This is a genomic window from Pseudomonas salicis (assembly GCF_057128705.1).
This window is the reverse complement of record NZ_JBSKHU010000001.1, coordinates 687,241-713,868: the sequence shown is the minus strand read 5'-3', so window position 1 is coordinate 713,868 and position 26,628 is coordinate 687,241. Positions and strand designations below refer to the sequence as shown.

General features: G+C 62.5%; 18 protein-coding genes. 6 read left to right on the top strand and 12 right to left on the bottom strand.

Annotated features, from left to right (window positions below):
• The first annotated feature begins 1 nt into the window (after position 1).
• On the top strand, positions 2–913 hold the full coding sequence (locus tag ACWKWE_RS03310; RefSeq protein ID WP_166594398.1) for an AraC family transcriptional regulator: 912 nt from the start codon (positions 2–4) through the stop codon (positions 911–913).
• 511 nt (positions 914–1,424) lie between these two features.
• Here ACWKWE_RS03310 and ACWKWE_RS03305 read toward each other — a convergent pair.
• From ACWKWE_RS03305 to ACWKWE_RS03290, 4 genes are all read right to left on the bottom strand, one after another.
• Complete coding sequence (locus ACWKWE_RS03305; protein WP_166594397.1) at positions 1,425–2,489, bottom strand: ABC transporter substrate-binding protein; 1,065 nt, start codon at positions 2,487–2,489, stop codon at positions 1,425–1,427.
• Between the two features lie 83 nt (positions 2,490–2,572).
• Positions 2,573–2,953, bottom strand: coding sequence for a 2Fe-2S iron-sulfur cluster-binding protein (locus ACWKWE_RS03300; protein ID WP_483849614.1), 381 nt, complete (start codon positions 2,951–2,953; stop codon positions 2,573–2,575).
• A 25-nt stretch (positions 2,954–2,978) separates the two neighbouring features.
• Positions 2,979–4,703, bottom strand: coding sequence for an FAD-dependent oxidoreductase (locus ACWKWE_RS03295; protein ID WP_483849613.1), 1,725 nt, complete (start codon positions 4,701–4,703; stop codon positions 2,979–2,981).
• Positions 4,696–5,688: an ABC transporter substrate-binding protein gene (locus tag ACWKWE_RS03290; protein WP_483849612.1), complete on the bottom strand. Its 993-nt coding sequence runs from the start codon at positions 5,686–5,688 to the stop codon at positions 4,696–4,698. The genes ACWKWE_RS03295 and ACWKWE_RS03290 overlap by 8 nt, the downstream gene beginning before the upstream one ends.
• Positions 5,689–6,054: 366 nt before the next feature.
• Here ACWKWE_RS03290 and ACWKWE_RS03285 point away from each other — a divergent pair, with 366 nt between their 5' ends.
• Positions 6,055–7,281, top strand: coding sequence for an MFS transporter (locus ACWKWE_RS03285; RefSeq protein ID WP_483849611.1), 1,227 nt, complete (start codon positions 6,055–6,057; stop codon positions 7,279–7,281).
• A gap of 154 nt (positions 7,282–7,435) precedes the next feature.
• On the opposite strand, the gene ACWKWE_RS03280 is transcribed toward ACWKWE_RS03285, so the two are convergent.
• The 4 genes from ACWKWE_RS03280 to ACWKWE_RS03265 are packed head-to-tail and all read right to left on the bottom strand — an operon-like array spanning position 7,436 to position 12,339.
• Positions 7,436–8,458, bottom strand: a complete 1,023-nt coding sequence (locus ACWKWE_RS03280; RefSeq protein ID WP_483849610.1) for an aldo/keto reductase — start codon at positions 8,456–8,458, stop codon at positions 7,436–7,438.
• 58 nt (positions 8,459–8,516) lie between these two features.
• Positions 8,517–10,307: an ABC transporter ATP-binding protein gene (locus tag ACWKWE_RS03275; RefSeq protein WP_483849609.1), complete on the bottom strand. Its 1,791-nt coding sequence runs from the start codon at positions 10,305–10,307 to the stop codon at positions 8,517–8,519.
• Positions 10,304–11,317 carry an ABC transporter permease gene (locus tag ACWKWE_RS03270; RefSeq protein WP_483849608.1) on the bottom strand — a complete coding sequence of 338 codons (1,014 nt, stop codon included), beginning with the start codon at positions 11,315–11,317 and terminating at the stop codon, positions 10,304–10,306. Before ACWKWE_RS03270 ends, ACWKWE_RS03275 begins: the two co-directional genes overlap by 4 nt.
• Before the next feature lie 2 nt (positions 11,318–11,319).
• Entirely contained in the window at positions 11,320–12,339 is a 1,020-nt protein-coding gene (locus ACWKWE_RS03265; protein WP_483849607.1) for an ABC transporter permease, read from the bottom strand.
• Positions 12,340–12,638: 299 nt separating this feature from the next.
• Here ACWKWE_RS03265 and ACWKWE_RS03260 point away from each other — a divergent pair, with 299 nt between their 5' ends.
• The 4 genes from ACWKWE_RS03260 to ACWKWE_RS03245 all read left to right on the top strand — a co-directional run bounded on the left by ACWKWE_RS03260 (position 12,639) and on the right by ACWKWE_RS03245 (position 20,290).
• On the top strand, positions 12,639–14,228 hold the full coding sequence (locus tag ACWKWE_RS03260) for an ABC transporter substrate-binding protein (protein ID WP_483849606.1): 1,590 nt from the start codon (positions 12,639–12,641) through the stop codon (positions 14,226–14,228).
• A 49-nt stretch (positions 14,229–14,277) separates the two neighbouring features.
• Positions 14,278–15,507, top strand: coding sequence for an SfnB family sulfur acquisition oxidoreductase (locus ACWKWE_RS03255; protein WP_483849605.1), 1,230 nt, complete (start codon positions 14,278–14,280; stop codon positions 15,505–15,507).
• A gap of 391 nt (positions 15,508–15,898) precedes the next feature.
• A complete protein-coding gene (locus tag ACWKWE_RS03250; RefSeq protein WP_483849604.1) occupies positions 15,899–18,442 on the top strand; it encodes a TonB-dependent receptor plug domain-containing protein in 2,544 nt (847 codons plus the stop codon).
• Between the two features lie 255 nt (positions 18,443–18,697).
• Positions 18,698–20,290: an ABC transporter substrate-binding protein gene (locus ACWKWE_RS03245; protein WP_166594388.1), complete on the top strand. Its 1,593-nt coding sequence runs from the start codon at positions 18,698–18,700 to the stop codon at positions 20,288–20,290.
• Positions 20,291–20,299: 9 nt separating this feature from the next.
• On the opposite strand, the gene ACWKWE_RS03240 is transcribed toward ACWKWE_RS03245, so the two are convergent.
• The 4 genes from ACWKWE_RS03240 to ACWKWE_RS03225 form a co-directional block, all read right to left on the bottom strand.
• Positions 20,300–21,475, bottom strand: a complete 1,176-nt coding sequence (locus tag ACWKWE_RS03240) for a JmjC domain-containing protein (RefSeq protein WP_483849603.1) — start codon at positions 21,473–21,475, stop codon at positions 20,300–20,302.
• Complete coding sequence (locus ACWKWE_RS03235) at positions 21,468–22,529, bottom strand: LLM class flavin-dependent oxidoreductase (protein ID WP_483849602.1); 1,062 nt, start codon at positions 22,527–22,529, stop codon at positions 21,468–21,470. Before ACWKWE_RS03235 ends, ACWKWE_RS03240 begins: the two co-directional genes overlap by 8 nt.
• A 301-nt stretch (positions 22,530–22,830) precedes the next feature.
• Positions 22,831–23,997, bottom strand: a complete 1,167-nt coding sequence (locus ACWKWE_RS03230; RefSeq protein WP_166594385.1) for an LLM class flavin-dependent oxidoreductase — start codon at positions 23,995–23,997, stop codon at positions 22,831–22,833.
• A gap of 72 nt (positions 23,998–24,069) precedes the next feature.
• Positions 24,070–26,604, bottom strand: coding sequence for a TonB-dependent receptor plug domain-containing protein (locus ACWKWE_RS03225; protein WP_483849601.1), 2,535 nt, complete (start codon positions 26,602–26,604; stop codon positions 24,070–24,072).
• Positions 26,605–26,628 lie beyond the last annotated feature (24 nt).

Sequence of the window (26,628 nt, the reverse complement as noted above, 5' to 3'; positions counted from 1 at the left end):
GATGAATTTCGCCACCCCGCTAATCGATTGGTTATTAGAGAGTCTTGAGCTGGACGCCAGCATTTTCCACGTGGGCCGCTATTGCGGCGGCTGGCACGCCAGCACTCAAGGGCTGGCGCGGTCGAGCTTTCATGTGTTGGTGCAGGGGCAATGCTGGCTGCACGTCGAGGGCCATGATCAGCCTCAGCACCTGGATACGGGGGATGCGGTGTTTCTGCTGCGGGATTTGCCGTATCGGCTGTCGAATGAGGCCGACGCTCAGGCCGCCCAGGGTCAACCGCGCATGGAAATGCTCGCCCTGGACGGTGCCGCTGCCGATGGCGTAGGGCTGGTGTGCGGCTTCTTTCATTTTCACGCCGGTTTGTCGTCGCTGATCGTGGAAGCGTTGCCCGATTTCATCATTCTCCGAGCGGGTGACCCGTCGTCTACGGCGGCGCGCAGTGTGTTCGAGTTGATCCTGCAGGAGTGTCAACGCGCATCGGGCCCTTCATCGACGCTCCTGGAGCGGTTGAGCCATTTGCTGTTTTTGTACGTGCTGCGCCAACACGTGGGCGGCAATCCGGCGCTGGGCGGGCTGGTGGCCCTCGCCCGCCAGCCGTTGTTCGCGGCGCTGCTGCAACAGATGATCGAACGCCCCGAGCACGCCTGGACGCTGGAGACCATGGCCGCGTGCACCGGCTTGTCGCGGTCGGCCTTCTTCAAACGCTTCAACGAAATCGCCGGGCAATCGCCAGGCAACGTCCTGCTCGCCCTGCGCATGCGCCACGCCGCGCACTTGCTCAAAGCCAATCAGACCGTCGAACACGTCGCCAGCGCCGTGGGTTACCAATCGGTGTCCGCCTTCACCCGCGCGTTTACCAAGGCCGAGGGTGTGCAGCCGGGGGCGTATCGCAAGCAGCATGATCGGCGGTGATCTGGCTGAGCATTTGGCAGCGCCGCTGATTACCTGTAGGAGCGAATTTATTCGCGAGACGGGGGTACAAGCTGGCAGGTATGCGTTGGATGTACCGGCCCCTTCGCGAATGAATTCGCTCCCACAATTGGAACCGCGTCGGACTCAGTATTTGGCAACGCCGCCGACTCCCTGTAGGAGCGAATCTATTCGCGAGACGGGTGTACAGCCGACACTGATTCGCTGGATGTACCGGCCCCTTCACGAATGAATTCGCTCCTACAGAAAAACCGTGTCGGACTCAGTATTTGGCAACGCCGCCGACTCCCTGTGGGAGCGAATTTACTCGCGAGACGGGGGTACAAGCTGGCAGGTATGCGTTGGATGTACCGGCCCCTTCGCGAATGAATTCGCTCCTACAGAAAAACCGCGTCGGACTCAGCATTTGGCAACGCCGCCGACTCCCTGTGGGAGCGAATTTATTCGCGAAAAGAAGTGCAGGCGCCGCCTATGGCAGCGCTGTCAATTGGGGTTAGCCCAACACAATCTCATCCTTCAATGCCCAGGCCTTTTCCAGCGGCGCGGGGTCGATCCAGCGCTCGAAGTCGAAGTCCTTGTCGATGAAACCTTCGGCCAGCAGGAAATCCTTCTGCCGACGCAGCCCTTCGATGTAGACCTCAGACAGTTTCGGTTCGAACGACAGGTGCAGCTCAGGGCCGAACGCGTAGCGCACGCTCTCGGCATCGGTCGCGGTTTCGGCGGCAATGGTGTCCACCACTTCCTGCGGATGGTCCTTGGCCCATTCGTAGGTCTTCAACAGCACGGCGAGGTAACGGGTGACGATCTCGGGCGAATCTTGAAGCGTCTGGCGATCCACGGTGATGGGACGCGGCGAACCGGCGCTCAGCCGCAGCAACGGGTCTTCCTGTTCGTTGATGTTGAGGATCGGCCGCAGCCCCTGAGCCAGCGCACGGGCACTGCCCGCGCCCTTGATGAAGATCGCGTCCACGGTGCCGTTGAGCAACGCCAGTGTCGGAATCGCATGATGGTCTTCGCGGGTTTTCGAGACTTCCTTGAGGTCCCATTCCGGTGTCGCGATGTCAACGATCTCCACGCTGTCCCGTGGCACGCCGCCCAGTTGCAAGGCGGTCAACAGCCCGCGTAATCCCTCCGCCCGCCCCACGTCCACCAGGTCGCTGGCGGCCTTGCGCACCACGCCGAGTTTACGGCCACGCAGGTCGGCGACGGTCTTGATGTCGCTGTCGCCGCGCACGAACACCAGCTGTTCTTCATCGACCCACGTGATGCCCACCACCACGGTGTCCTGTCCTTGTGCCTTGGCCCAGATCGGCGGCACGTTGCCGCCTTCACGGAAGCTGCCGGCCAGGCTGTGGCGGAAGTGCGATTCACGCACGGCGCGGTCCTGCGACGCGCGGATCGAATCCAGGGTGATGCCGTGACGGGCGAATTCGTGTTGCAGCCAGTGTTTGTGCTGGGCGATACCAGACGTGGTGGGCACCGGGCAGCGGGTGTACCAGATCGTGGTCGGTGCGGCGCTCTCGACGGCTTGCGGTTCTTTTAGCAGTGCTTCGGACATGATCAGACTCCTGAACGGGTTGGCTTGGCGTTGGATTGGTGCAATCCCGACAGGCAGTCAGGTGGTTGTTGAGGTCTTTCGATTCATGGCATGACGTCGGCGGTCACTTGCACCGCCTTGATCCGCTGGGGCTTCTCCCGCACCAGACTCAGCTCGACCACGGTGTCGTGCAGCGCCAGTGTCGGCTTGGCCGGTTCGATGCGAATCCCGTCGTGCAACGGCACGGTGCACGCCAGCTTGACCTCGCCGTCGATGCGCATCGCGCAGAGCTTGCACAGCCCGCGACGGCAGGACAGCGAATAACCAAGGTTGGGTTCGAACACACGCTGGGCGTATTGCAGCGCAGTGCTGACCGACGCGCCTTCCCAGCGATCAATGCCCAACCCCAGACCGGCAGGTGGCGGCAGTTGAATGTCCAGCTGACGAAGCTCGCCGTCACGAAACAGCGTCAGGTGCATCAGCATGCAAGGCTCCCGATAACGAAAAGGTTCATGGCCGCGCTAAAAACGGAAAGGCCACGGGGGTGGTGTCACGCACCAGTGCCTGACCGTCGTAACGGATGAGCGAGTGGCTCAGCGGCCCGGCGTAAGCGCCTTTGTGGTCGTGACGCTGGTGTGCGCCGATGGAATGGGTACGTCCGGCGGCACCGAGCAACGCGGCGTCCAGCACTGAAAACGCCGCCTGACATTCCAGCGCGTCGCTCCAGTCGCGGTTCCACATCGAATCCCGGGTGCGGCAGGCCAACTGCGGCAGGGCGTTGTCCTTCAGGTCTGCCAACGTGGCCTGGGCCTTGACGATCGACTCGGCAGTGCGCACCGGCCCGAGCGCCGTTTCGGCCAGCTGCGACAGTTGTTCCTTGAGTTCGAACGGCGTGACACCGCTTTCCCGCTCGAACGGCGCGATGGTGATTGCGTAAGCGCTGCCGACGTTGTCGGCGTGGCGGTCACGGGCACGGCGATCCCGTGCATCACGGGCCGCCGCGACCCCGGCCACCCTGCCCTGCACCAACACGTGCGCGCCCGCGTTGCCAGACAGGCGATTGGCGCCGTGCATCGCGCCGGTGGCTTCACCGCAGGCGAACAGCCCCGGCACGCCAGTGCTGGCGCCTCTGTCGACGCGCACGCCGCCGAGGGAAAAGTGCGCGGCGGGGGCGACTTCGATCGCGTAGCCCTGCTTGATCCGCGCCACCAACGGCGTCATGTCGAAGCCTTCCCACTGCCAATCGGCGCTGATGTTGCGGGAGTTCAACGGGAAGTTGTCGATGATGTCGTTGGGCAGGTGTTTCCATGACAAGTACACGCCACCGTTGGGACTGCCGCGCCCTTCGTAGACTTCCGTGGCGCAGGCGGCCGACACCATGTCGCGGGTCGCCAGCTCCATCCGGGCCGGGTCCCACCGGGCCATGAAGCGTTCGCCGAAGCGGTTCATCAACCAGGCGTGGACGCCGCTTTGCGGGCCAAGAATCCATGGAAACTGCAAACCGCGCCAGATTGCCGGGGCGGCCAGGCAGCAGGGCAAGAACTGGGTCATTTCCATGTCGATCAGGGTCGCGCCCGCTTCCACCGCCATGCGCTGTCCCTCCCCAGACAGCTCTTCCGGTGCGGTGCGCAAGCTCCAGTTCGAGGTGGCGCCACCTGTGGCGATCACCGTGGCGTGGCCGGAAATGCTGTCCACCGAACCGGTGCGACGATCCAGGCCCAGCACGCCGACCACCTCGCCCTGACGTTGCAGCAGTTGCGTCGATTGAAAGTCCTCGCGAAAACTCACCCCCGCCTGCACCGCAATCCGCGTCAACGCGCGCTGCATGTCCACGCCACTGATGTGAATGCCCCGACCGCTGCTGTGACCCGGCGCACGCCGGTTGATGGTGAATTTAATGCCCCACTCCACCAGCCGACCGACCTCTTCGCCCACGCCAGTCACCATACTTTCAACCAACTGCTGGTCGTTGAGCCAGGACCCCGCCGTGATGGTGTCGTGCAGAAAGCGCTCTTCGGTGTCGCTGGCATCAGCGTCGAGGCCCAGGGCGCGCAGGCTTTCCCCCGCAATGGACACGCCGCCGCCCGAGGTGATCGTCGCGCCGCTACGCCCGACCAGCCCCTTGTTCACCACCAGCACCGAGGCGCCGGTCTGACGCGCATGAAACGCCGCGACCAGACCGGCTGCCCCACCACCCAACACGATGACGTCCCAGACTGAGGGCGACTCAGACATGCAGCCAGTCCTCAACCGAGAAGTCCTGTTCGATGAAGCCTTCGCGCAAGAGGAAATGCTTGAACGACTGAATCGCTTCCACACCCGCCGGGGCGAGGTGGGTGGTGAATTTAAGGTGCAGGTCCGGGCCGAAGGCCCCTTGAACCGCTTCCTCGGACACGCCGATTTCCTGGGCCACGAAGCGCTGGGTCAAATCGGGGTTCTGCGCTGCCCATTCACCCGCACGCCGCACGGACTCCAGCAAGGCCTGAACCAGATCGGGCCGCTCTTGAGCGAGGGTTCCGTCCACCGTCAACAGCCGTGGCGTGCCGTTGTTGATGCGAATCGCCGCATCGTTGTGGCTGCCGGTTTCACTGAGGATCACTGCGCCGAACTGATGGGCCACGCTCAGGCCTTCCGCGCCTTTGATGAAAAACGCGTCGATGGTGCCTTTGATCAGTTGCGTGAATTCCGCCGCGTACGGCAGGCGGCGTTTCAGCTCGGGCGGATAGCCCACGGTGGCCTGGCCGAATTGCGGGGTCTGCGTCACGACGTCGACAAAATGCACGTCCTTGCGCGGGATGCCTGCGACTTCGAGGGTCGAGAGCACGCCCTTGAGCGCAGTCGCCCGCTGAAAGTCGATGATCCCCGGCGGCTGGCGTGGCAGACCGAGGCGTTTGCCCACCAGTTGCGAAGCGTCGGTGATGCCTGATGACGGCAGCGTGATGACCGCCTGAAATTCGTCGATCCAGGTGATGCCGACCAACCGGGTGTCTCGGCCACTGGCGCGGGCGTGAATCGGAGGAATGTTGCCGCCCTGGCGGAAGGACCATGGCTGGGAGTGATCGAAATGGCTGGCGCGGACTTTTTCATCCGTCGAGCTTTGCAGCGACTGGATGCCCACCGAATGCTGCGCCAGCGCAGATTCCAGATAGCCCAGTTTCACGGCAAGGCCGAGGGGCGTCGGGGTGGGGCAACGGGTGTACCACAGGTTCAGATCGGTCATGAAATCGGCCATTAACGGAATGGGTTTGGGCATTCGCAGGCGTTGTTCGCAATCCAACGGCTGCAACGGGAAACTTCATCAATGGCGGACGTGGTCGCACGACATTTAATAGAAACAACGCGGTTGTCTATAGAGGCCTCGTGCGAGGTGCAGCGAGTGTAATGCAAACTAATTAACAGCAGATAGACCGTTACGTTCTGAGTTTATGACCGGGGATTGATTGACAGTCATTGACACACTCATCAGTCTGTCGAGCGTTTTAAGTTGCTCAGGTTAGTTCAGTGTTGCCTGAGCAACAGCACTGTTGAATCAACAACAGTCATTAAACAATCCATCTCCTTATTATTGACCGGATCGATAACGCCGATGTCTGCCCTTTCGTTGTGGTTGAATAACTTCACGCCTTTGCGCACGGCGCATACACGGGTTTATCTGTCGGGCCAGTCTGTCTCAATGATCGGCATCTGGCTGCAACAGACGGCGATGGCGCTGTTGGTCTATCAGTTGTCCGGCGGACAGGCGTTTGCCCTTGGCGTCAGCGCGTTGTGTTCAAGCGTGCCGATTCTGGCGTTCAGCCTGTTCACCGGCGGCCTCGCCGACCGCTACGACCGGCGCAAACTGCTCATCGGTTGCCATCTGCTGGAGATCGCGCTGACGTTCGCCATCGCCGCGATGATTCAGGCCGAGCACGTGCAATTGGCGCATATCTATGTGTTCGCCTTTCTCATGGGCTGTGTGAACTCCGTGTATTTCCCGACCCAGCAGGCGTTTCTGTTTGACTTGGCGGGGATGGACAACATCCGCAAGCTGATCAGCATCAACTCGATGATTCTCAATGGGTGCCGGACGGTGGGGCCCACGCTGGCGGGGTATCTGGTGGCGCAGGTGGGGATGTCGGCAGCGTTCTGGGCCAACGGTTTGTCGTACTGGGTGGTGATTTTCTCACTGATCTCGTTGCGCGGCGTGAATCAGGAGCGGCGTCACGGACAGGTGTCCGCTTCGCTGACCGAGGTACTGGCGCACATCCGCGACACCCTGACCCTGCGCAACCTTTACATCTGCTGCGCGACGCTGACGATGTTCGGCCTGGGCACCCTGGCCCTGTTGCCCGCCGTGGCCCACGGCGATCCCCGGCGCACGGGCCTGTTGCTGGCAGCGGCGGCGTCCGGGTCGCTGGTGTATGCGTTCTTTCTGTCGCCAGTCATCAGCCATATCAAACGCATGGGGCTGACGCTTTCGCTCACGCTGGTGTGGATGGGCGGCTGGCTGATCGTCAGCGCACTGAGTCAATGGCTGGCGTTGCAGTTGATCGCGTTGTTCATGTTCGGGCTGGCAACGTCGCAGGCCATGGTGACCTGCACCAGCATGGTCCAGATCCTTTCCCCTGCGGCCATGCGCGGGCGTCTGATGGGGTTGTTCAGCATCATCGGCTTCGGCCTGCAGCCCGTAGCGACGCTGATTGGCGGGTTTCTCGCGGATCGATGGGGCGTGACCACCACCATCGCCGCCTGGGGACTGGTGGCCGTGACGCTGGCGGGTGGGTTGTTGGTGCAGAGGCGGTGGCGTGGGTGGGATTTGACGGCGCAGTCGTAGGGTCAAAGCGGGCGTGATCGTTCCCACGCTCCGCGTGGGAATGCACCTCGCGACGCTCCGCGTCAGCCTCAACAAAGGACGCAGAGCGTCGAGCGCGCGTGACCACGCGGAGCGTGGGAACGATCAGTCAGCAATCAGCGAATCAACATCCTGATCAAACCCGCGACTTACGCCCCGCAAACGGGTGGCTCGGGTCGTTATAGCCCGGTGTCGAGGAATGGCCGGTGATGACCAGGTCGTCGATGAACGCTTCGTCTTCCGCCGTGAACGCGTAGTTCAGCGCGGGCACATAGTCATTCCATTGCTCTTCGGTGCGCGGACCCGCGATGGCGGACGTGATGAGCTGGTTGTTCAGCACCCAGGCCAAGGCGAACTGGCCCGGCGTGATGCCCCGCGACTGAGCGTGGTCCTTGACCCGTTGCGCCAGGTTCAGCGACTCCGGGCGCCATTCGGTCTGTTGCAGGCGCTTGTCGTTGCGGCCTGCGCGGGTGCCTTCGGACGGCGGCTGCGTCGGATCGTACTTCGCGGTCAGTACGCCACGGGCCAGCGGGCTGTAGGACACCACGCCAACCCCGTAATACTCGGCCGCAGGCAAATGCTCGTTTTCAATCTGACGGTTGGCCAGGTTGTACAACGGCTGGCTCGCCGCCGGACGCTCAACCCCCAGCACATCCGCCGCACGGCTGAACTCGGCGAGTTTCCAGCCCCGGTGGTTGGACAGCCCGTAAGAACGAATCTTGCCCGCACGAATCAGGTCGGACAGCGCGCGAACGGTCTCTTCCACCGGCGTCGTGTGGTCTTCGCGGTGCAGGTAGAACAGGTCGATGTAATCGGTGTTCAGGCGTTTGAGGCTGGCGTCCACCGACTGAATGACGTTGTGACGGGACGCGCCACGGTCGTTCGGGCCAATGGCGCCGGGGTTCGGGTTGACGAACTTGGTCGACAGCACCCACTGCGAGCGACGGTCGGCGATCAGGCGCCCGACCACTTCCTCGGATGCGCCGCCGTTGTAGCCGTTGGCCGTGTCGATGAAGTTGATGCCCTGCTCATAGGCCTTGTCGACGATCCGCTTGGCCACGCTGTCGTCGGTCTGGCCGCCGAACATCATGGTGCCCAGGGTGATAGGCGACACCTTGATGCCGTTGCGACCCAGATTGCGGTATTCGATAGCGCTCATGTTTTCTCCCTCAATGGTCTTTCATCGTGTGTGTAGCAAATGTGTGGAAACGTCGCCGCTAGACCGCGAAGCGCGACAGCAGCATGGCCACCGGCAGTTCCTGCCAGGCCGAATCCGCGTAGGGCACCGACTCATCGTCCGCCAGCGCATAACGCGGCACGGGAACGGAGCCAATGAGTTTGCGGGTGTAATCGTGGCGGGCGTTTTTCCAGATGCCGTCGTGGGCGCCCTCTTCGACGATCTTGCCGTCGTGCATCACCAGCACCCGGTCGGCCATGTACTTGACCACCGACAGATCGTGGGAAATGAACAGGTAGGAAAGCCCGAATTCCTGCTTCAGGTCCGCCAGCAGGTTGAGGATCTGCGCCCGCACCGAGACGTCCAGCGACGACACCGCTTCGTCGAGGATCACCAGCGACGGCCGCAGGATCAGGGCCCGCGCCACGCCGATGCGCTGGCGCTGGCCGCCGGAAAATTCATGGGGGTATTTCCACACCGCCGATTGCGGCAGGCCGACACGGTGGATGATCTCGAAGATCTGCTGGCTGCGACTTTGCGCGCTCTTCACCCCGTGGTTTTTCAGCACGCCGTCGAGGATGCGATAGACGCTGTGCTTGGGGTTCAGCGAGCCATAGGGGTCCTGAAACACCATTTGCACGAACGGGCGATGGCCACGCAGCTGTTTTTCGTCAAAACCGGCGATATCGGTCCCGTTCAGCAGGATCTCCCCCGAACGGGCCTTGATCAGCCCGAGAATTGTCTTGCTCAACGTGGACTTCCCACAGCCGGATTCCCCCACCAGCCCCAAGGTTTCGCCGGGCCGGATCTGGAAGCTCACGTCGTCCACCGCGGTGACCGTGCCCTGACTGGTCTTGTACTCGGTGCGCAAATGACGAACGTCAAGGATCGGCTGTTCCAAGGCCCCCGTGCTGGCATCCCGGGCCGTGAAATAGCGGGAATGGCTGTGCAAATCGAACTCGATGACCCCGCTGTTGTGCTTGCGCACGTTGATTTCCGGCAACGACGCGATGGCGTAATGGGCATCCGTGTCCAGCCGCAGCGAAGCGCCCAGCAGCCCTTTGGTGTAAGCGTGTTGCGGCGCGGTGAAGATGGCCTCGGTGGTCCCGGACTCGACGATCAGTCCGTCGTACATCACCGCCACCCGGTCCGCCCATTGCCCGACCACGCCCAGGTCGTGGGTGATCAACAGCAGGCCCATGGCGTATTCCTCGCTCAACTCCTTGAGCAGTTGCAGGATGTGCGCCTGCACCGTGACGTCCAGCGCGGTGGTCGGCTCGTCCGCGATCAACAAACGCGGGTTGCAGGCCACGGCGATGGCGATCATCACCCGCTGCCGCTGACCGCCGGACAGGTTGTGCGGAAAATCGTCGAGCCGCGCTGCGGCGTTGGGGATGCGCACTTTTTTCAGCAGCTTCAGGGCTTCGTCGCGGGCGTCCTTGCGCGACAGGCCACGATGGCGCCGCAGCACCTCGCCGATCTGCTCGCCGATGCTCAGCACCGGGTTCAGCGAGGTCATGGGGTCCTGAAACACCATCGAAATGTCGTTGCCCCGCAGGCTGCGCATCACCGGGTCGCTGACGGTGGACAGGTTCTGGCCGTCGAAATCGACGTTGCCGGTGATCCCGGCACGCCCGCCCAGCAGGCGCATGATCGCCATGGCCGTGGTGGACTTGCCGCACCCGGATTCGCCCACCAGCGCCAGGGTTTCGCCCCGCGCCACCGTGAAGCTCACGCCTTTGACCGCCTGGTACTCGCCGTAATTGACCCGCAGATCGCTCACGCTGAGCAACGGCTGACCCGAGTCGTCGATATTGGCTACAGCGTTCATGCCGTTCTCCCACGCAGTCTTGGATTCAATGCGCTGATCAGGGCGTCACCCACCAGATTCAGGCTAAACACGGTGACCACCAGCACGGCGCCGGGGATCGCGGTCAGGTAAAGCGCGCTGCGCAGCATGTCCCGGCCACTGCCGATCATGCTGCCCCAGCTGATGAGGTTGGGATCACCGACGCCGAGGAACGACAGCGACGACTCAGTGAGAATCGCCGACGCCACAATCACCGACGCCGTGATGATGATCGGCGGCAAGGCGTTGGGCAGGACTTCACGAAAGATGATCCACCGGGTGCTGTAGCCCACGGTCCGTGCCGCCAGCACGAAATCGGCGTTGAGCAGTGCACGAAATTCCGCACGTACCAGTCGGGCGACGGTGTCCCAGGACGTCAGACCAATCACCACGGCGATCACGCCCACCGTGGATTGGGTGATCGAGACCACCACCACGACCAGCAGGAACGACGGCGTGGTCTGGAACAGCTCGATCAGCCAGGTCAGGGCACGGTCAATACGCCCGCCGAAGTACCCGGCCAGCGCGCCGATCAGGGTGCCGATCACCACGCTGACCAGCGCCGCCGTGATGCCGACCAACAGTGAGACCCGTGCCCCGTGGGCAAGGCCAGCGGCGATATCGCGTCCGAGGGCGTCGGTGCCCAGTGGGAATGCCCAGTCTTCGCCCGGCGCCAACAGCGGCTGACCCGCCATGTCCAGCGGGTCGCCGGGGTACAGGTGCCCCGCCGCCAACGCCACGAGCACGATCAGCAGCAACACGCCGATGCCGACGACGGCGCCCGGTGAGCGCAATAAGGCACGCAGCACGGGCCAGCGGTCGTGGGCGTGAAACTCAGAGGAAGGGTCGTCCGGCTGATCCGCCAGGGTTTTCCCGTTGCCCGCGAAACGCCCGAGCAGCGAACTGCCCAGTTGCTGCCGCCAGGAACTGTCCGGCAGGTTGACCGGCGCGGGGCGTGGACGGCTGATGGGTGCAGAGGTTTCCAGGGTCATGCTCAACGCCCCCCTTTTCGCGGAGATATCCGGGGATCGAGCCGTTTGTGCAGCAGGTCCACCAGCAGGTTGGCGACGATGACGATGAACGACGACAGCAACAGAATGCCGAGCAACACCTTGTATTCACGGGCCTGCACCGCTTCGAGGGTGAGGCGCCCGATGCCCGGCCAGCCGAACACGGTCTCTGCCACGGCGGCCCCGCCGAGCAAGCCGCCCAAATGCGTCCCGGCCACGGTGGTCAAGGGCAGCAAGGCGTTGCGCAGTACATGGCGCCAGGTGATGTGCCACGCCGTCAGGCCCTTGGCGTGGGCGGTGCGCACGTAATCGTGAGTCAGGACTTCCAACACCGAGGCGCGGGTCAGCCGGGCATAAATCGCGATGAAGAAGCTGGACAGCGTCAGTGCGGGCAGGATCGCGTACTGCAATTTGTCGACGAATTTATCGACGCCGGTCAGCCCGGCGCCGATGGTCCCGTCGCCGCCACTGGGCAGCCATTCCAGCTTGACCGCGAACAGCACGATGGCCATCAGGCCGATCCAGAAACCGGGCGTCGAATACAGCACGAACGCCAGCGACGACAGCACGCGATCCGGCCATTTGCCCTGCCACAGCGCCATGATCACCCCGAGGGTGACGCCGACCACCAACGAAATCGCCAGCGCCAGCCCCATCAGCAACAGGGTGTTGGGCAGGCGTTGGCTGATCACGTCCAGCACCGGAATGCCGTAACGGGGCGAGTCGCCGAGGCTGAGGTGGGCCAGTTGATTCACGTAGTCGCCAAATTGCGCCAGCGAAGATTTGTCGAGGCCGTATTGCTGCCGCAGCAAGGCGCTGGTTTCCGCGGTCGCGGAGCCTGCTTCGGCGGTCAGGGCATCGACGGCGTCGCCGGGCACCATCTGCAACAGAATGAAGTTGAGGACGATCACGCCAAGGGCGGTCGGCACGGCACGAAACAGTGAACTGCGAAAGCCTGAATGCAGCCGCTGAGTTAAACGCTGGTAGAAAGTTCGGACCGACATCGAGTTCTCTATAAACAATCGAATTGAGCGAGGACTGTTTCAACGGCGAACACTAATACAGTAATTTTTCGGCGCGAACACCGCTTAAAAAGTTCTAAACTTATAAAGCCAGGCGGCATGAAGTCTGAATTTAAAGTTATAAGACCGGCACTTGTGTCCGCTGGAATAAGTCCGTTAGTCTCGCGGTTCGATTCTGACGCCCAACAGAACATCGCCTCCCTTACTTCTTAATAAGATCGCCGCGCAGGCCAGACCATGAGTGCGCGCGTTTCTCTCGTCCGCGTCATTGAAGGTGCAGCATGTCGTTGAGCAGAAGAACGTTCATCAAACATTCCACGATTCTGGCGGCCGCGGCCGGGTTGTCCAGTCACGCCTCGGGGCTGTTCGCCGCCACCGACGGCACGCAGACGCTGGTGGTCTCGCAATTCCCCGAGCCCACCGTCCTGACCAACGCGCTGACCACCGACGGCACCATCTATACGGTGACCAGCAAGCTGTTCGATGGCCTGCTGTCCTACGACAGCCAACGCCAACCGGTCCCACGACTGGCCACCGACTGGCACGTCAGCGCCGACGGGCTGGTGTACACCTTCAACCTGCGGGACGGGGTCACCTGGCATGACGGCCAGCCGTTCAGCGCCGACGACGTGGCGTTTTCCCTGCAGAACATCTGGCGCAAATTCAATTCTCGCGGTATCACCACCTTCGCGCCGGTGAGCAAGGTCGAAACGCCGACGCCGTTGCAAGTGGTGATCACCCTCTCCGCCCCTGCGCCGTATCTGCTCAGCGCGCTGTCATCCACCGATGCGCAAGTGTTGCCCAAACACCTGTACGCCAACGGTAATCCGCTGACCAACCCGTACAACATCAAGCCCATCGGCACCGGTCCGTTCAAGTTCGAGCGCTGGGACCGTGGCGTGTCGATCAACCTGGTAAAGAACGAACACTATTGGGACACCGGCAAGCCGCACCTGGACAGCCTGATTTTCCGCATCATTCCCGACCTCACCGCAGCCTCCGCCGCGCTGGAAACCCAGGCCGTGCAACTGGCGTCGGTGGCCCTGAGCAACGTCAAGCGCCTGCGCAACGTGCCGCAGTTGCAAGTCAGCGAGATCAGCGCGCCGTACTCGCCGGGGCTGGTGGGCTTCGAGTTCAACCTGGAAAAGCCGGTGTTTCAGGACGTGCGCGTGCGTCAGGCCTTCGCCCATGCGGTGGACCGGGATTTCATCGTCAAGAACATCTACTTCGGTTTTGCCAAGTCGGCGTACAGCGCGATTCCGTCGAGCATGAGCGATTTTTACGACGACACCGTGCCGCGTTACCCCTTCGACCTGGCCAAAGCCGAAGCCCTGCTGGAGGAGGCGGGCTTGAAGAAAGGCGCCGACGGCGTGCGACTGACCGTCTACAACGACCCCAACCCGGCCAATGAAACCCTGCAGATCGCCCATTACCTGCGCAGTAACCTGGCGAAGATCGGCGTCAAGCTGGTGATCCGCTCCCAAGACTTCCCCGAATACGTGAACCGCGTGTACACCCGCCGCGACTTCGACACCACGCTGATCAGCGCCACCGCCGGTCCCGATCCGGTGATGGGTACTCAACGTTTTTATCAGTCGTCGAACTTCAAGCCCGGCATCGCCTTCTCCAACGGCGCGCGTTACGCGAATCCCCGGGTCGATGAACTGCTTGCACAGGGTCAGGGCGAGGTCGATCCCGTTAAGCGCAAAGCGCTGTACGCCGAGTTTCAGCAGATCGTGCTCACGGATTTGCCGAAGATTCCGCTGGTGTCGCCGACGGTGGTGGTGGTCACCCAGAAACAGCTCAAGGATTTCTTCAATTCTTCGGAAGCGCTGTACGGCAATTTCGCCGACGCCCGTTATCAGGCGTGATGCAGTCGCCAGATTCACCGACGCCCTTCAGGAACAGGACACCTCTTTCATGACCGACACATCGTTTGCCCGGCACGCCTCGTCGAACCCTTCAGCCTCAGAGCGCAACGTCACCGCCCCTGCCCGCCCGGCCCAGGTCATTCGCAGTGAACGCGAAGCGGTGGAGACGGCTGAACGGCTGGCCGCCGTGTTCCGGTTGAACGCTCAACGCCGTGACGTAGAGCGCCAGCTGCCGTGGCAGGAGCTGGACGACTTCGCCCACAGCGGGTTGTTGGCCATTCGCGTGCCCAAGGCGTTTGGCGGTGCGGAGGTGTCGTACCGGACGCTGACCGAGGTGGTGGCGATCATCGGCGAGGCCGACGCCTCCATTGGCCAGTTGATGCTGAGCATTCTCCTGGCGTGCAGCGTGATCGAGGCGGTAGGCCGTCCGGAGCAGCAGGCATTGTTCTTCGGCAAGATTCTGGAGGGCTATCGCTGGGGCAACGGCCATGCCGAGGGCGGCAGCTTGCCCGCGGGCACCACGCGCACGCAGATCACCCGTGAAGGCGATCACTATCGGGTCAACGGGTCCAAGGCGTATTCCACCGGGGCGCTGTTTTCCCAGCTGATTTCCGTGGGCTGCGTGGACGAGAACGGCCAGTCGAAAACCGCCGTGCTGGACCGCTACGCACCGGGCCTGACCATCATTGACGACTGGGACGGCTTCGGCCAGCGCACCACCGCCAGCGGCACCCTGCTGCTGGATAACGTGCGCGTCGAACACAGCCACGTGCTCGACACCGAACAGGGCAAAGTCAGCGCCAACACCTACGGCATTCCTGATCTGTTTCACAGCGCGCTGGACCTGGGCATCGCGAGGGCAGCGTTTCGCGACACGCTGGATTACGTGCGTGAACACGCCCGGCCTTATGCGCGTACTGGGGTGACAGCAGTAGCCGAAGATCCGTATGTGCTGGAAATCATCGGCGACCTGCACACGCGGATTCACGCCGGAGAAGCGGTGCTGGAAAAAGCGGCGGCGTTGTTCGACCAGGTGACGGCGGAACATGGGCCGGGGCCGTCGATTCAGGTGTCGTCGGCGCTGGCCACCGCGAAAATCCTCACCACCGAAGCGGCCTTGCTGGCCAGCAACAAACTGTTCCAGCTCGGCGGCGCCAGCTCCACCCGCCTCGAATATGGCTACGACCGCCACTGGCGCAATGCACGCACCCACACCGTCCACGACCCGGTGGCGTGGAAATTCAATTTGATCGGGAAGTTTCAGTTGTTGGGGCGGTGAACAGGGATTTCATTCTGGCCGGAGGTTTGAGTACAACTCGGTTGTGCTTTTGATTCTGGCCGCAGGCCGTGGGAGCGTTGCTTGCTCGCGATCTGCCGGGCACCGGCAGCAAGACCTTCGACCTCGGTGTGTCAGGCACATCGAAGACCTAGGTTTTGCTGCCGGTGCCCGGCAGATCGCAGGCAAGCCAGCTCCCACGCCTTCGGCAGATGCAGGATGGCGGCATCAGCAAACATTTTGATCCTGATCCGTAGGTTGATGAAACACCCATCAGTTTTTGATTCTGGCCGAACACCGCTTCACCCAAACCCCTGCCAGGCCCAACCGGCCAGCGTCGACTCACTCCTGCACACACAGCGAAGAATGCAGAAGCAACACCAGGCACATACCCATGTCTTCACTCCCGTCCAGACGCCATACCCTTGGCGTGGTTCTTTCCGTCGGCGCCGCCAGTCTCGCGCCGTACGACACCGCCAACGCTGAAACCGAATACGAAAAGGAACGCCTTGAAACCGTGGTCGTGACCGGCTCCAGGGTCGAGACCACGGCCCTCAAGGCCCTCGCTCCCGTGCAGCTGATCAAGGGCGATGCGTTGCGCGCCACCGGGGCCAGTGACCTGCGGCGGGCGTTGTCTCAGGTCGCGCCGTCTTACATCAACATCAACAGCAACGGCGGCGCCCTGTCGAAAAACGTGGGCGGCTCCTCTTTGCGCGGGCTGTCCGGGAATCAGGTACTGGTGCTGGTCAACGGCAAACGGCGCCACGGCACGTCCATGATCAACAACAGCGGCGGCGCGACCTTGGGTTCATCGGCCGCAGACCTCGGCCTGATCCCGATTTCGGCCGTGGAACGGGTCGAAGTGCTGACCGATGGCGCAGCGGCGCAATACGGTTCGGACGCGATTGCCGGGGTGATCAACGTCATCCTCAAATCCGCGTCGTCCGGCGGTTCGGCGGACGTCTCCTATGGCGAGTACAACCACGACGTGTCGAAAGTCGGCAACCTCGGCGACGCCGGCGCCACTTACACCGGCGGCCTGAACTCCGGTTTCGCACTGGGTGAAAACGGCGGCTTCGCCAACTTCAGCCTGTCGTACCTGAAAACCGGTGACAGCCACACCGTCGGCCCGTGGAAGCAGCCCAGCCAGTCGATCTGGCAGATTTACGCCTCGCCCAACGACCCTCGCGAAGCCACGGCCAATCGCAACGTGCCGGAAAACTACGAGGTGGTGCCGATTCAGGAGAGCACCAGTTTCGCCTACAACATCGGCCTGCCGCTGAACGACAACCTGGCGCTGTATTCCTTCGCCACCTACGCCCCGCGCACCTCCGAGGCCAAGGGCTCGTTCCGCTCCGAAACCAACGCCACCTCGAACGTCATCACCACGCCGGGCGGCTACAGCTCGCGTTTGCAAACCAAGGAAGAAGACCTGCAACTCAACCTGGGCCTCAAGGCCGAGGACATCCTGGGCTGGCGATGGGACGCGGGCGTGAGCTACGGCCAGAACCGCGCCGACATCAACATTCTCAACACCACCAACCCGTCGTTCGGCGCGCTGCTGCCCTTGCAGAACATGCACGCCGGAGACCTCACATTCAGCGAGAGCATCTTGTCGCTGAGCGGCCAACGGGCTTTCGACACCGGGCTGTTTGCGGCACCGCTGAACGTGACCATCGGCACCGAATACCGCTACGACCAGCTGGAACTGGGCCCCGGTGAATACTACTCCTACGCGGGCGGCGGTTACCGCTACCCCAACGATTACCTGGCGGTGAACCTGCGGGGCAAGCTGGCCGGCGCCGGTTCGGCGTTTCTCACCGGTTTCAGTCCGCAATTCGCCTTCAATGAAGCGCGGCACAACACCGCGTATTACGTCGACCTGGCGCAAAAGCTCACGGACAAATGGGACACCGGGCTGGCGGTGCGTTACGAGGATTACTCGGACTTCGGTTCGGCGGTCGCGGGCAAGTTTTCCAACCGCTACCAGTTCAATGACCAGGTCGCGGTGCGGGGCACGTTGAGCAACGGTTTCCGCGCGCCGTCACTCGCGGAGCAGAACTACCAGAGTGCGACGGTGCAGCCGGTCAACGACCCGATCACCAACACCTCGTACATTTCGTACTACTACGACACCCTGCGCCCGGACTCACCGGCCGCTCAGGCACTGGGTGCGAAGAAGCTCAAGCCGGAGAAGTCCACCAACGTCAGTTTCGGCCTGGTCTTCACCCCGACCGATCGGCTGTCGGCATCGGTGGACGTGTACCAGATCGACATCCGCGACCGCATCTTCCTCACGGGGGCCTTCAACGGTTTCAACAACGCCGCAGTGGCACAAGCGCTGACCAATGCCGGGCTGACCAGCCAGCAGCAGGTGCGTTACTTCACCAACTTCGGCGACACCCAGACCCGCGGCATCGAGTTCAAGCTCGACTACGACGCCGACTACGAGCGTTACGGCCGGGCCCATTGGGCGTTGTCCTATGCGCGCAACAAGAACGAGGTGAAAAGCGTCGACGACCCTGCCGTGCTGAGCAACGCCGGACTGAGCCTGCTGGACCGCGAGCGCATCACCCTGCTCGAAGAAGCATTGCCGCAGAACATCGTGCGGGCGGCGCTGGACTGGCAACTGGGCAAGGTTCAGGTGCAGTTGACCGAGCACTACTACTCAAAGACCCGCGCCGTGAACAACGTCCTGAACCGGTCGCAAGACTCGACCACCAGTGATTCGTTCATCACCGATGCCGCCATCAGCTACCTGCTGACCGACAACATCAAGGCCACGCTCGGCGCCAACAACCTGTTCAACAAACGCCCCCCGAACCAGGCCGACACCCTCGCCTCCACCATCAACCACGAAGACCCGTACGCCAACCGCAACACGCCGTACGGGATCGGGGGCGGTTTCTACTACGCGCGGGTGAGCTATGACTGGTGAGCTATGACGAGTGAGTGATGAAGGGTAATTGACCCGCACGCTTTCAGGCATCCATAGCGGTCCTGATAGACGCAGCGACCTCTGTAGGAGCGAATTCATTCGCGAATGGCCGGTGCCTCCAACGCAGTTATTTAGCCCGTACGCCCTATCCGTCGGAATGCCGCCCTGAATGAATCCGCTGCCACAGGAACCCAGCCAGGCGAAACATCCGCTTCACAACCGGTCCCACGAACGATTTAAGAGGAGCTTTTCTGAATGGTTTCAAGACGCACCTTCCTCGGCTATTCCCTGGCCTCCACCGCCGCCTATGGCCTGCTCGGCCAGCGCTTTGCTTTCGGCAACAGCCCCGGCGGCACGCTGATCATTGCGCAAAACCCTGAGCCGACGTTACTCACCACCGGCCTGACCACCGCACCGGCCACCCAACTTATTTCACCGAAGATTTTCGACGGCCTGCTGTACCTCAGCCCCGACAACGGCCCTCAACCGCAACTCGCCGAAAGCTGGACATTCAGCCCGGATGGCTTGCAGGTCACGTTCAAGTTGCGCCCCGGTGTGGTGTGGCATGACGGCAAACCGTTCACCTCGGAAGACGTCGCGTTTTCCGTGCTCCAGGTCTGGAAGAAATACAGCTCCCGAGGCCGCTCGGCGTTCCCCAACGTGCAAAGCGTGGACAGCCCCGACCCGCTGACCTCGGTCTGGCACCTGTCGAAACCCACGCCTTATTTGCTGAGCGCCTTGAACGCCCGCGACTCGCAAGTGTTGCCCCGTCACCTTTATGAAGGCACCGACATCCTCAACAACCCGGCCAACACCGCGCCGATCGGCACCGGTCCGTTCAAGGTCAAGGAATGGGTGCGCGGCAATTACCTGACCCTTGAACGCAACCCCGCGTACTGGCAGTCCGGCAAGCCGCTGCTGGATCAGGTGGTCTATCGCTTCATGGCCGACCCGTCCTCGGTGTCGGCGGCGCTGGAAACCGGCGCGGTGCACGTGGCCTATGCCGACACCCTGTCGAACAGCGAAATCAAGCGCCTGAAAACCAACCCTGCCCTGACCATCGTTGATCGCCTGAACACGTATGGCGGCACCGGCATCATGGCCCTGGAGTTCAACCTGCAACGACCGGAATTCCAGGACCTGCGGGTGCGTCAGGCCTTCGCCCACGCCATCGACAAGGAATTCATCCTCAAGAACATCCTGCTGGGCCAGGGCACCACCGCCGACTCACCGATCCCGAAAAACTTTCCGCAGTTCTACAGCGCCGACGTGCCGCAGTACCCCTTCGACCTGAAGCGCGCCGAGGCCTTGCTCGAAGCCGCAGGTTTGAAGAAAGACAAAGACGGCGTGCGCCTGCGCATCAAGAACGACCCGAGCCCGTCCGCCGTGTATCAGCAGACGGCCAACTTCCTGCGCAGCACCTTCGCGAAAATCGGCGTGAAGCTGGAAATTCGCAATCAGGATTACGCCCAGTTCATCGACCGGGTGTATGGCCGTTACGACTTCGATACCAACCTGTCCCCCGCGTCCACGGCGCCGGACCCGGCCATCGGCCTGCAACGGTTCTACTGGTCGAAGAACATTCAGTCCGGGGTGGCCTATTCCAACGCAACCCACTACGTGAACGCCGAGGTCGATGGCCTGCTGGAACAGGCCCAAGTGGACAACGACCCCACGCATCGCTGGGACTTGTACCACCAGGTGCAGAACAAGGTGCTGGAAGACCTGCCGAGGATTCCGATCATCTCCACCGAGGACGCCCTGCTCGCCCGCAGCAACGTGCAGAACCTTACCGATTCCACAGGTGGCGGGTTCATTGGCAATCTGTCCGGGGTGCGTCTGGGCTAGCGCGTGGGTTCAGCGCGGCACCAGTAACCGCAGGGCATGGGCCTTGACCAGCAGTTCCAGCAATTGCCGCAGATCGCTCGGTGTGATCTTCGGCAACTGTTCGCTCAGTTGGCGCAGATTGAAGGCAGTTGGGCGTTGATTGATCCACGCCAATGCGGGGAGCAGCGCGACGGGGATTTCCGTGTCGAGGGTCACGCGTTCACGCCAGTCCTGATCCAGCGCCCGGACTACGATGCGCGCTCTGTTCGATGCCGTGGTTTGCCATGAGATGCGCGAACTCGGGACGTTCAACAGCTCGCTGTTTTCCACTGAAGGGCCTGCGTTCCAGCTGAGGATAGGGGTTTCGGCGCCCTCGCTGAGACGCTGGGCCAATTCGGCCAGCAGCGGCTTCAACGCCTTTTCATGGGCGGCCCGTTCACCGTAAACCGGAGCACGCCAGCGCGAGTCGCCCAGCAGCCACGGTTTGAGCCAGCTTAGCAGTGCGTCGGCCAGGACCGGCGGGCGAATGACGATGCTCAGGGACAGCGACGGCTCCCGGGCTTCGGTTCTGTGCCAGGTGCCTCGCGGCAGGTACAGCACCGAGCCGGGGGCCATGTCGTGGGTGACGAACGCAGCGTCATCGGGGGCTGGAAAGCCTTCACGCGCCTGTTCGTAGAGGTTCTCCACGGCCACCATGTCCGGCCCGAATTGCGCGCCATAGGGGTGTTCGATCTGGGTCATGGGCGCGACGTGAAAGGTCTTGTGGCCGAGCAACTGGATCGAGATCACCTCCTCCGCGTCGTAATGGCAAGACACGCCATCGTCGCCCGGTGAAGCAAAGGCACTGAGGCGAGCGCTGCCGGAGGTGACGCCCAGTTCATTTTCAAGTTGACGCAGGAACGCGGCCGAACCTGGAACGCTGCTCGCCACGTCTTGAAAAAACACCGTCAGGCCCAGTTGCAGCAGGCTGGCGGCGTTGGCGTGGCTGTCGAAGGTTTTGGGCGAGCGCAGGCCGCGTCCGAATGACAGGCGCCCCCGGTAGCGGTCGGCCAGTTGTTCGAGGTCACTGAGGACGGGGTGCCTGAAGAGATCGGGCAAGCGCTGGAGATCACCATGATCAACCCGCACCCTGGACGGAAAGCTACTCCCGTCGAAAGTCGCACCCGTCTCGCCGAATAACTGATCCAGCAAGCGGCGCTCAGGCATGACGGGCGACAGCAGCACGAACCAGCGGAATCACATCGCGGCCAAACGTCAGGGTGTCCGGAACCGGGTCGAAACCGCGAATCAGGAATTTGCTGACGCCGATCTTGTGGTATTCCAACAGCGCGTCGGCGACCTGCTGCGGCGTCCCGACCAGCGCCGTGGAATTGCCATGGGCACCGGTCACGGCGGCGAATTCGGTCCACAGCCGCTGATCCAGTACCGCGCCTTGCGCCGCTGCATCGCGTAAACGTTGCGAACCGACGTTCTGGTGCAGGACCGGAGCGGCCGGGTATTTGGCTTTGGCGGCGGCCAGCAGCTCGCGACTGCGGGCCCACGCGGCATCTTCGGTGTCGGCGACCAGCGGCCGGAACGCCAGCAGAAACTGGATATGATCCTCACGGCCATAACGGGCCGCAGCCTTGCGCACGTTGGCGATGGTTTCGGCGGTCTGGGCCAAGGATTCGCCCCACAGCGCGTAGACCTCGGCGTGCTGGCCAGCGACGTCGAACGCGGCCTGGGACGAGCCGCCGAAGAAGATCGGCACCCCGCTGTCGCGCCAGGGTTTGACGTTCGACAGCGCACCCTTGACCCGGTAATAGTCGCCGTGGTGGTCGAACGGCTGGTCGCTGTGCCAGACCTTTTTCACCACGCTCAGGTACTCGGCGGTGCGGGCGTAGCGTTCGTCGTGGGCGAAGAAATCACCGTCCCGCTGTTGATCGACGTCCGTGCCGCCGCTGATGACGTGCACGGCAAGGCGGCCTTCGCTGAACTGATCCAGCGTCGCCAGTTGCCGAGCTGCCACCGTGGGCGCGACGAAACCGGGGCGGTGCGCGAGCATCACGCCCAACCGTTCGGTGTTGTGCAGCACGTAGGCCGCGATCTGGTTGTTGTCCGGCCAGGTGGCAAAACTGCCGATCAGCAGCCGGTCAAAGCCGTTGGCCTCGGCGGTGTGGGCCATGTGTTTGATGTACGCCTTGTCGATGACCGGACCACTGGCCTCAATCACCTCCGCACCGCTGCGGCTGCTGGTATGCCCGATGAATTCGAGGCTCATGGTGTGCTCCTGATAGTAGAAATGTGGCGTCTATGCGGGCCTCTTCGCGAATAAATTCGCTCCCACAGGGGGATCGAGGTTTGACGCATCAACCGGTGCGCCGCTGCACCCATGGGATCGAGTCTTGGCGCTTGAATCGGCACGCTATCGAAACCTGTGGGAGCGAATTCATTCGCGAAGAGGCCAGTACAAGCACCACACCTCCAGTGGCCGAACCATTTTTCGAGAATGAATTCGCTCCTACAGGGATTGGGGTTTGCCCCGTCAATTAATGCGCCGCCAAAACCCGAAGCAGCCCGCGTTACACCCGCAACCCCGCCTCTTTCAACAACGGCAAAATCCGTTCGCCAAAATGTTTGAGGTCCACGGCAAAGTCGTGGAAGTTCAGCTGCACGCCATCGATTCCCGCCGCTTTCAACGCCACCAATTGCTCGACCACCTGCTCCGGTGTGCCGACGATTTCGATGTTGCCGCCCAGTCCCAGGCCAGTGTTGCGCGAGCCGTCTGCGCGACCGCGCCAGGCGTGGGCGTCGCTGGCGTAAGCTTTGTGGTTGCCGAACGCGCCGGGGACTTTGTTGCCGACGATTCCTTCCAGGTAGTCGCGGGTTTCTGCCTCGGTGTCGCGGCTGACGATGATCGGGTTGATGATGGTCCTGACCTCACGCCCGAACTGCCGCGCACGGGCCTTGATCTTCTGCACGTGGGCCGGGATGTCTTCCAGGGTTTCGCGAATGCCCGAGCCCGACGAATTGGTGATGAAAATCAGGTCCGACTGGCTGGTAGCAAAATCGATCCCCGCCTCCGACCCCGTGGCTGTGACCAGCACCGGGCGCCCGTACAGCGGCTTCGGCGTGATGTAACCGTCCTTGATCTTCCAGCCGTGTGCGCCTTCGTAGCTGAAATTCTCGGTGCTGCTCCACAGCGTGTTCAGTACGTCGAACAATTCACCCGCCAGTTGATAACGCTGGTCGTGCTCGATCTGCGGGCGGCCGAACATTTCATGCTCCACCGGACGATGCCCGGTGACGATGTTGATGCCCCAGCGGCCCTTCGCGATGTGGTCCAGGGTCGCGCCGTATTTGGCGATGTGCAGCGGGTGCAACGGGCCGTACAACACGTGAATGGTCGAGACCAACAGGATGCTTTTGGTCACCGCCGCCATCGCACCGAGGGCAATGAACGAGTCCAGCGACGCCTCGCCGTCATACCCGCCTTTCGGCAACCACTGGGTCCGGCTGAACGCCAGTTCGAAGCCCAGCGCTTCGGCCTGCTGGACGATTTGCGTGTTGTAGTCGAACGTCCAGGTGTTGGACGTCGGGTGATTGGTCAGGCGAATGTCCTGCATGTTGAGGAACACGCCTAGCAGCAACGGCTGTTTGAGGGCCTGGCTGAGCGGGCTGTCGGGGTAATCGGTCGGCGCGGGAAAGGCCGAGCGTTCGAACGCCGGGTTGAGCTGTGCTTGAGCCATTTCGGTTTCCTTTTTCCAGGTGATTGAAAGGCCGGGCCATGGGACCGAATGCGGTCGCGTGGCCCTGTCGGGTTACCAGAAATAATCGAGTCGGGCGTAGTAGTAGCCGCCGTCCACTCCGTACGGGGAGTACCAGCTGTAGGCCGGGTTATCGACCGGGAACAGGTAGAACTGCTTGGCCTGCTGCGAGAGTTGCTCGGGCCGTTTGTTGAAGATGTTCAAGCCGCCCACCGACACCTTGAAGCTGTCGCTGATGTTGTAACCGACGTCCAGATCGGTGATGAACGCGGGCTTGATCTTCTCGTCGCGGTTTTCGTTGTAGTAGCTCTTGCCGGTGACCGCCGAGTAGCGGGTTTCCTTGAGCGAGACCTCGAAATCATCGATGTACCAGGTGTGTTGCAGCGCAGTCTTGTTCTTCGGAAACGCGGTTTCCAGGTTGCCCTGCTTGTCGCGCCCGAGGACCGACACACCGGTGCCCGCCAGAGAGTCCGGCTCGTTGATGCCGCGAATCTGCTGCAATTGCTGGGTGCTGGTCAGCGTCCACTTGCCACGGCCCCACGGCCCGTAGTCGACGCGGTAGTCGCCGACCAGGTCGATGCCTCGGGTGCGGGTGTCGGCCAGGTTGCCGTAATACGAAACGGCCTGATTGGTGCTCAACCCGGCCGCGTTCAACAGGGCGGCGACGTTCGGATCGTTCAGGCCACTGAGGGAGCTGGTCTGCAGGATGCGGTCCTTGATGTCGATCTGGTAGAAGTCCACCGACAGGTCGAGGTCTTTCGACGGCGTGGCGACGAAACCGATGCTGTAGTTCTGCGACTTCTCAGGCTTGAGTTTCTTCGACCCCAGGGCCGCTGCTGTCGCGGACCCCGGCACCGCGTAGTTGGTGACCTGCTGTTGCAACTGGCCGGTGATCGGGCTGACGCCCCAGGCCGAGGTGCTGGACGAGAAATGCTGTTGTTGCAACGAAGGCGCACGGAAGCCGTTGTTCACCGTGCCGCGCACCGCGAAGGTCGGCGTCAGTTGGTAGCGGGTGGACAGCTTGCCGCTGGTGGTGTCGCCCACATCGCTGTAATGCTCGTAACGACCGGCCAGGCTCAGCTCCCACTTGTCGGTGACCTTCTGGGTGAAGTCCACGTAGCCCGCGGTGTTGCTGCGATCCCAGCTGCCCTCCGCCGCCGGACTGAAACCGCCCCAGCCCGCCGAGCCGGAATTCGGGCGTTTGCCCGCGTTCGGCGAGCCGACCGGGTACACGTAGCCGCCGTCGGCGTAAGACTGGAACTCGCCTTTGCGAATCTGATAACTGTCGACGCGGTATTCGATACCGCTCGCGACCCTGAGCGGGTCCTTGAACAGCCCGGTGTCAAAGGCACGGGTGATGTCGAGGTTGTTGGTCCACTGACTGAAGATCGCTTCGCCGTTGTCGAAGTCGGTCTTGCTCGCCGGGCCGAACGAAGCGTTGAGGGAATCATCGTTGTGCAGGTGCAGATCGTTACGACCCCAGCTGCTGGACAGGTCCCAATCCCAGCCCAACACGTCCTTGCCCTTGAGGCCGAACACGCTCTGCACGTCGTCTTCGACGGAGCGGAATTTGGGCTGGAAACCGTCCGGGTAGATTTCCGGTACGTTCTGCGCCGACACCGCCGTACGGAAGGTGCCGAAGCCGGTGGAGTCGCGGTGGCTGAAGGTCGAGAACGAGTAGAAGTCGAGGTCGTCGTTCAGCGGCAGGTCGAGGTTGTACGAGGTGTTGTAGGTCTGCACCCGAGGCTGACCCATGGTCTGCCGGTAGCGGCTTTCGCCGTATTCGCGGGGGTCGTTGCCGGCGTAGATCTTGGTGCGATCCGGCACGGCGCCGGCGGCGTTGCTGGTTTCCTGAATCTTGATGTCGGCGCTGAGGTTGAAGAAGCCGTCGTTCGGCAATTCAAAACCCTGGTTGGCGGAGGTCTGGCCGGTGGCGCCGTAGAAACCCTTGTGCCCTTCCCGCTGGCCGTACTGCCCGTAAATCGCCGAGGCCTGGCCGCCGGATTTGTTGCTCTTCAGGATGATGTTGATCACCCCGGCGATGGCGTCCGACCCGTATTGGGCCGCCGCGCCGTCACGCAGGACTTCGATATGGTCCACCGCGCTGATCGGGATCAGGTCCAGGTCCACCGGCGACTGACCGTTGGAGGTGGCGGATGACTGGTGGAAGATTTGTGCGGTGTTGTGACGGCGCTTGCCGTTGACCAGCACCAACACGGCGTTACCGCCCAAGCCGCGCAGGGTCGCCGATTTGACGGCGATCCCGGTCGCGCCGGTGAAACCCGCGTCGTTGGTGTAGGACGGCACCTGCGCGGCCAAGGCATCGCGCAGGTTCTGCTTGCCGGAGCGCGCCAGGTCATCGGCGCTGATCACGTCGATGGGCGCCAGGCTTTGAGCGACCGTGCGTTTCTCGGCCCGCGAGCCGGTCACGACCACGGTTTCCAGTGCGTCCTCACCTTTACCCGATTGCGCGGAGTTTTTCGGAGCGGTGTCATCGGCGAACACGGCCGCGCTGCCACACAGCGTCATCACGCCAATGGACACCATCAACGCGAGCGGTGAGCGTGGGGTATTGATACGAGCATTCATGGGACTACCTGCAAAAAATCAATT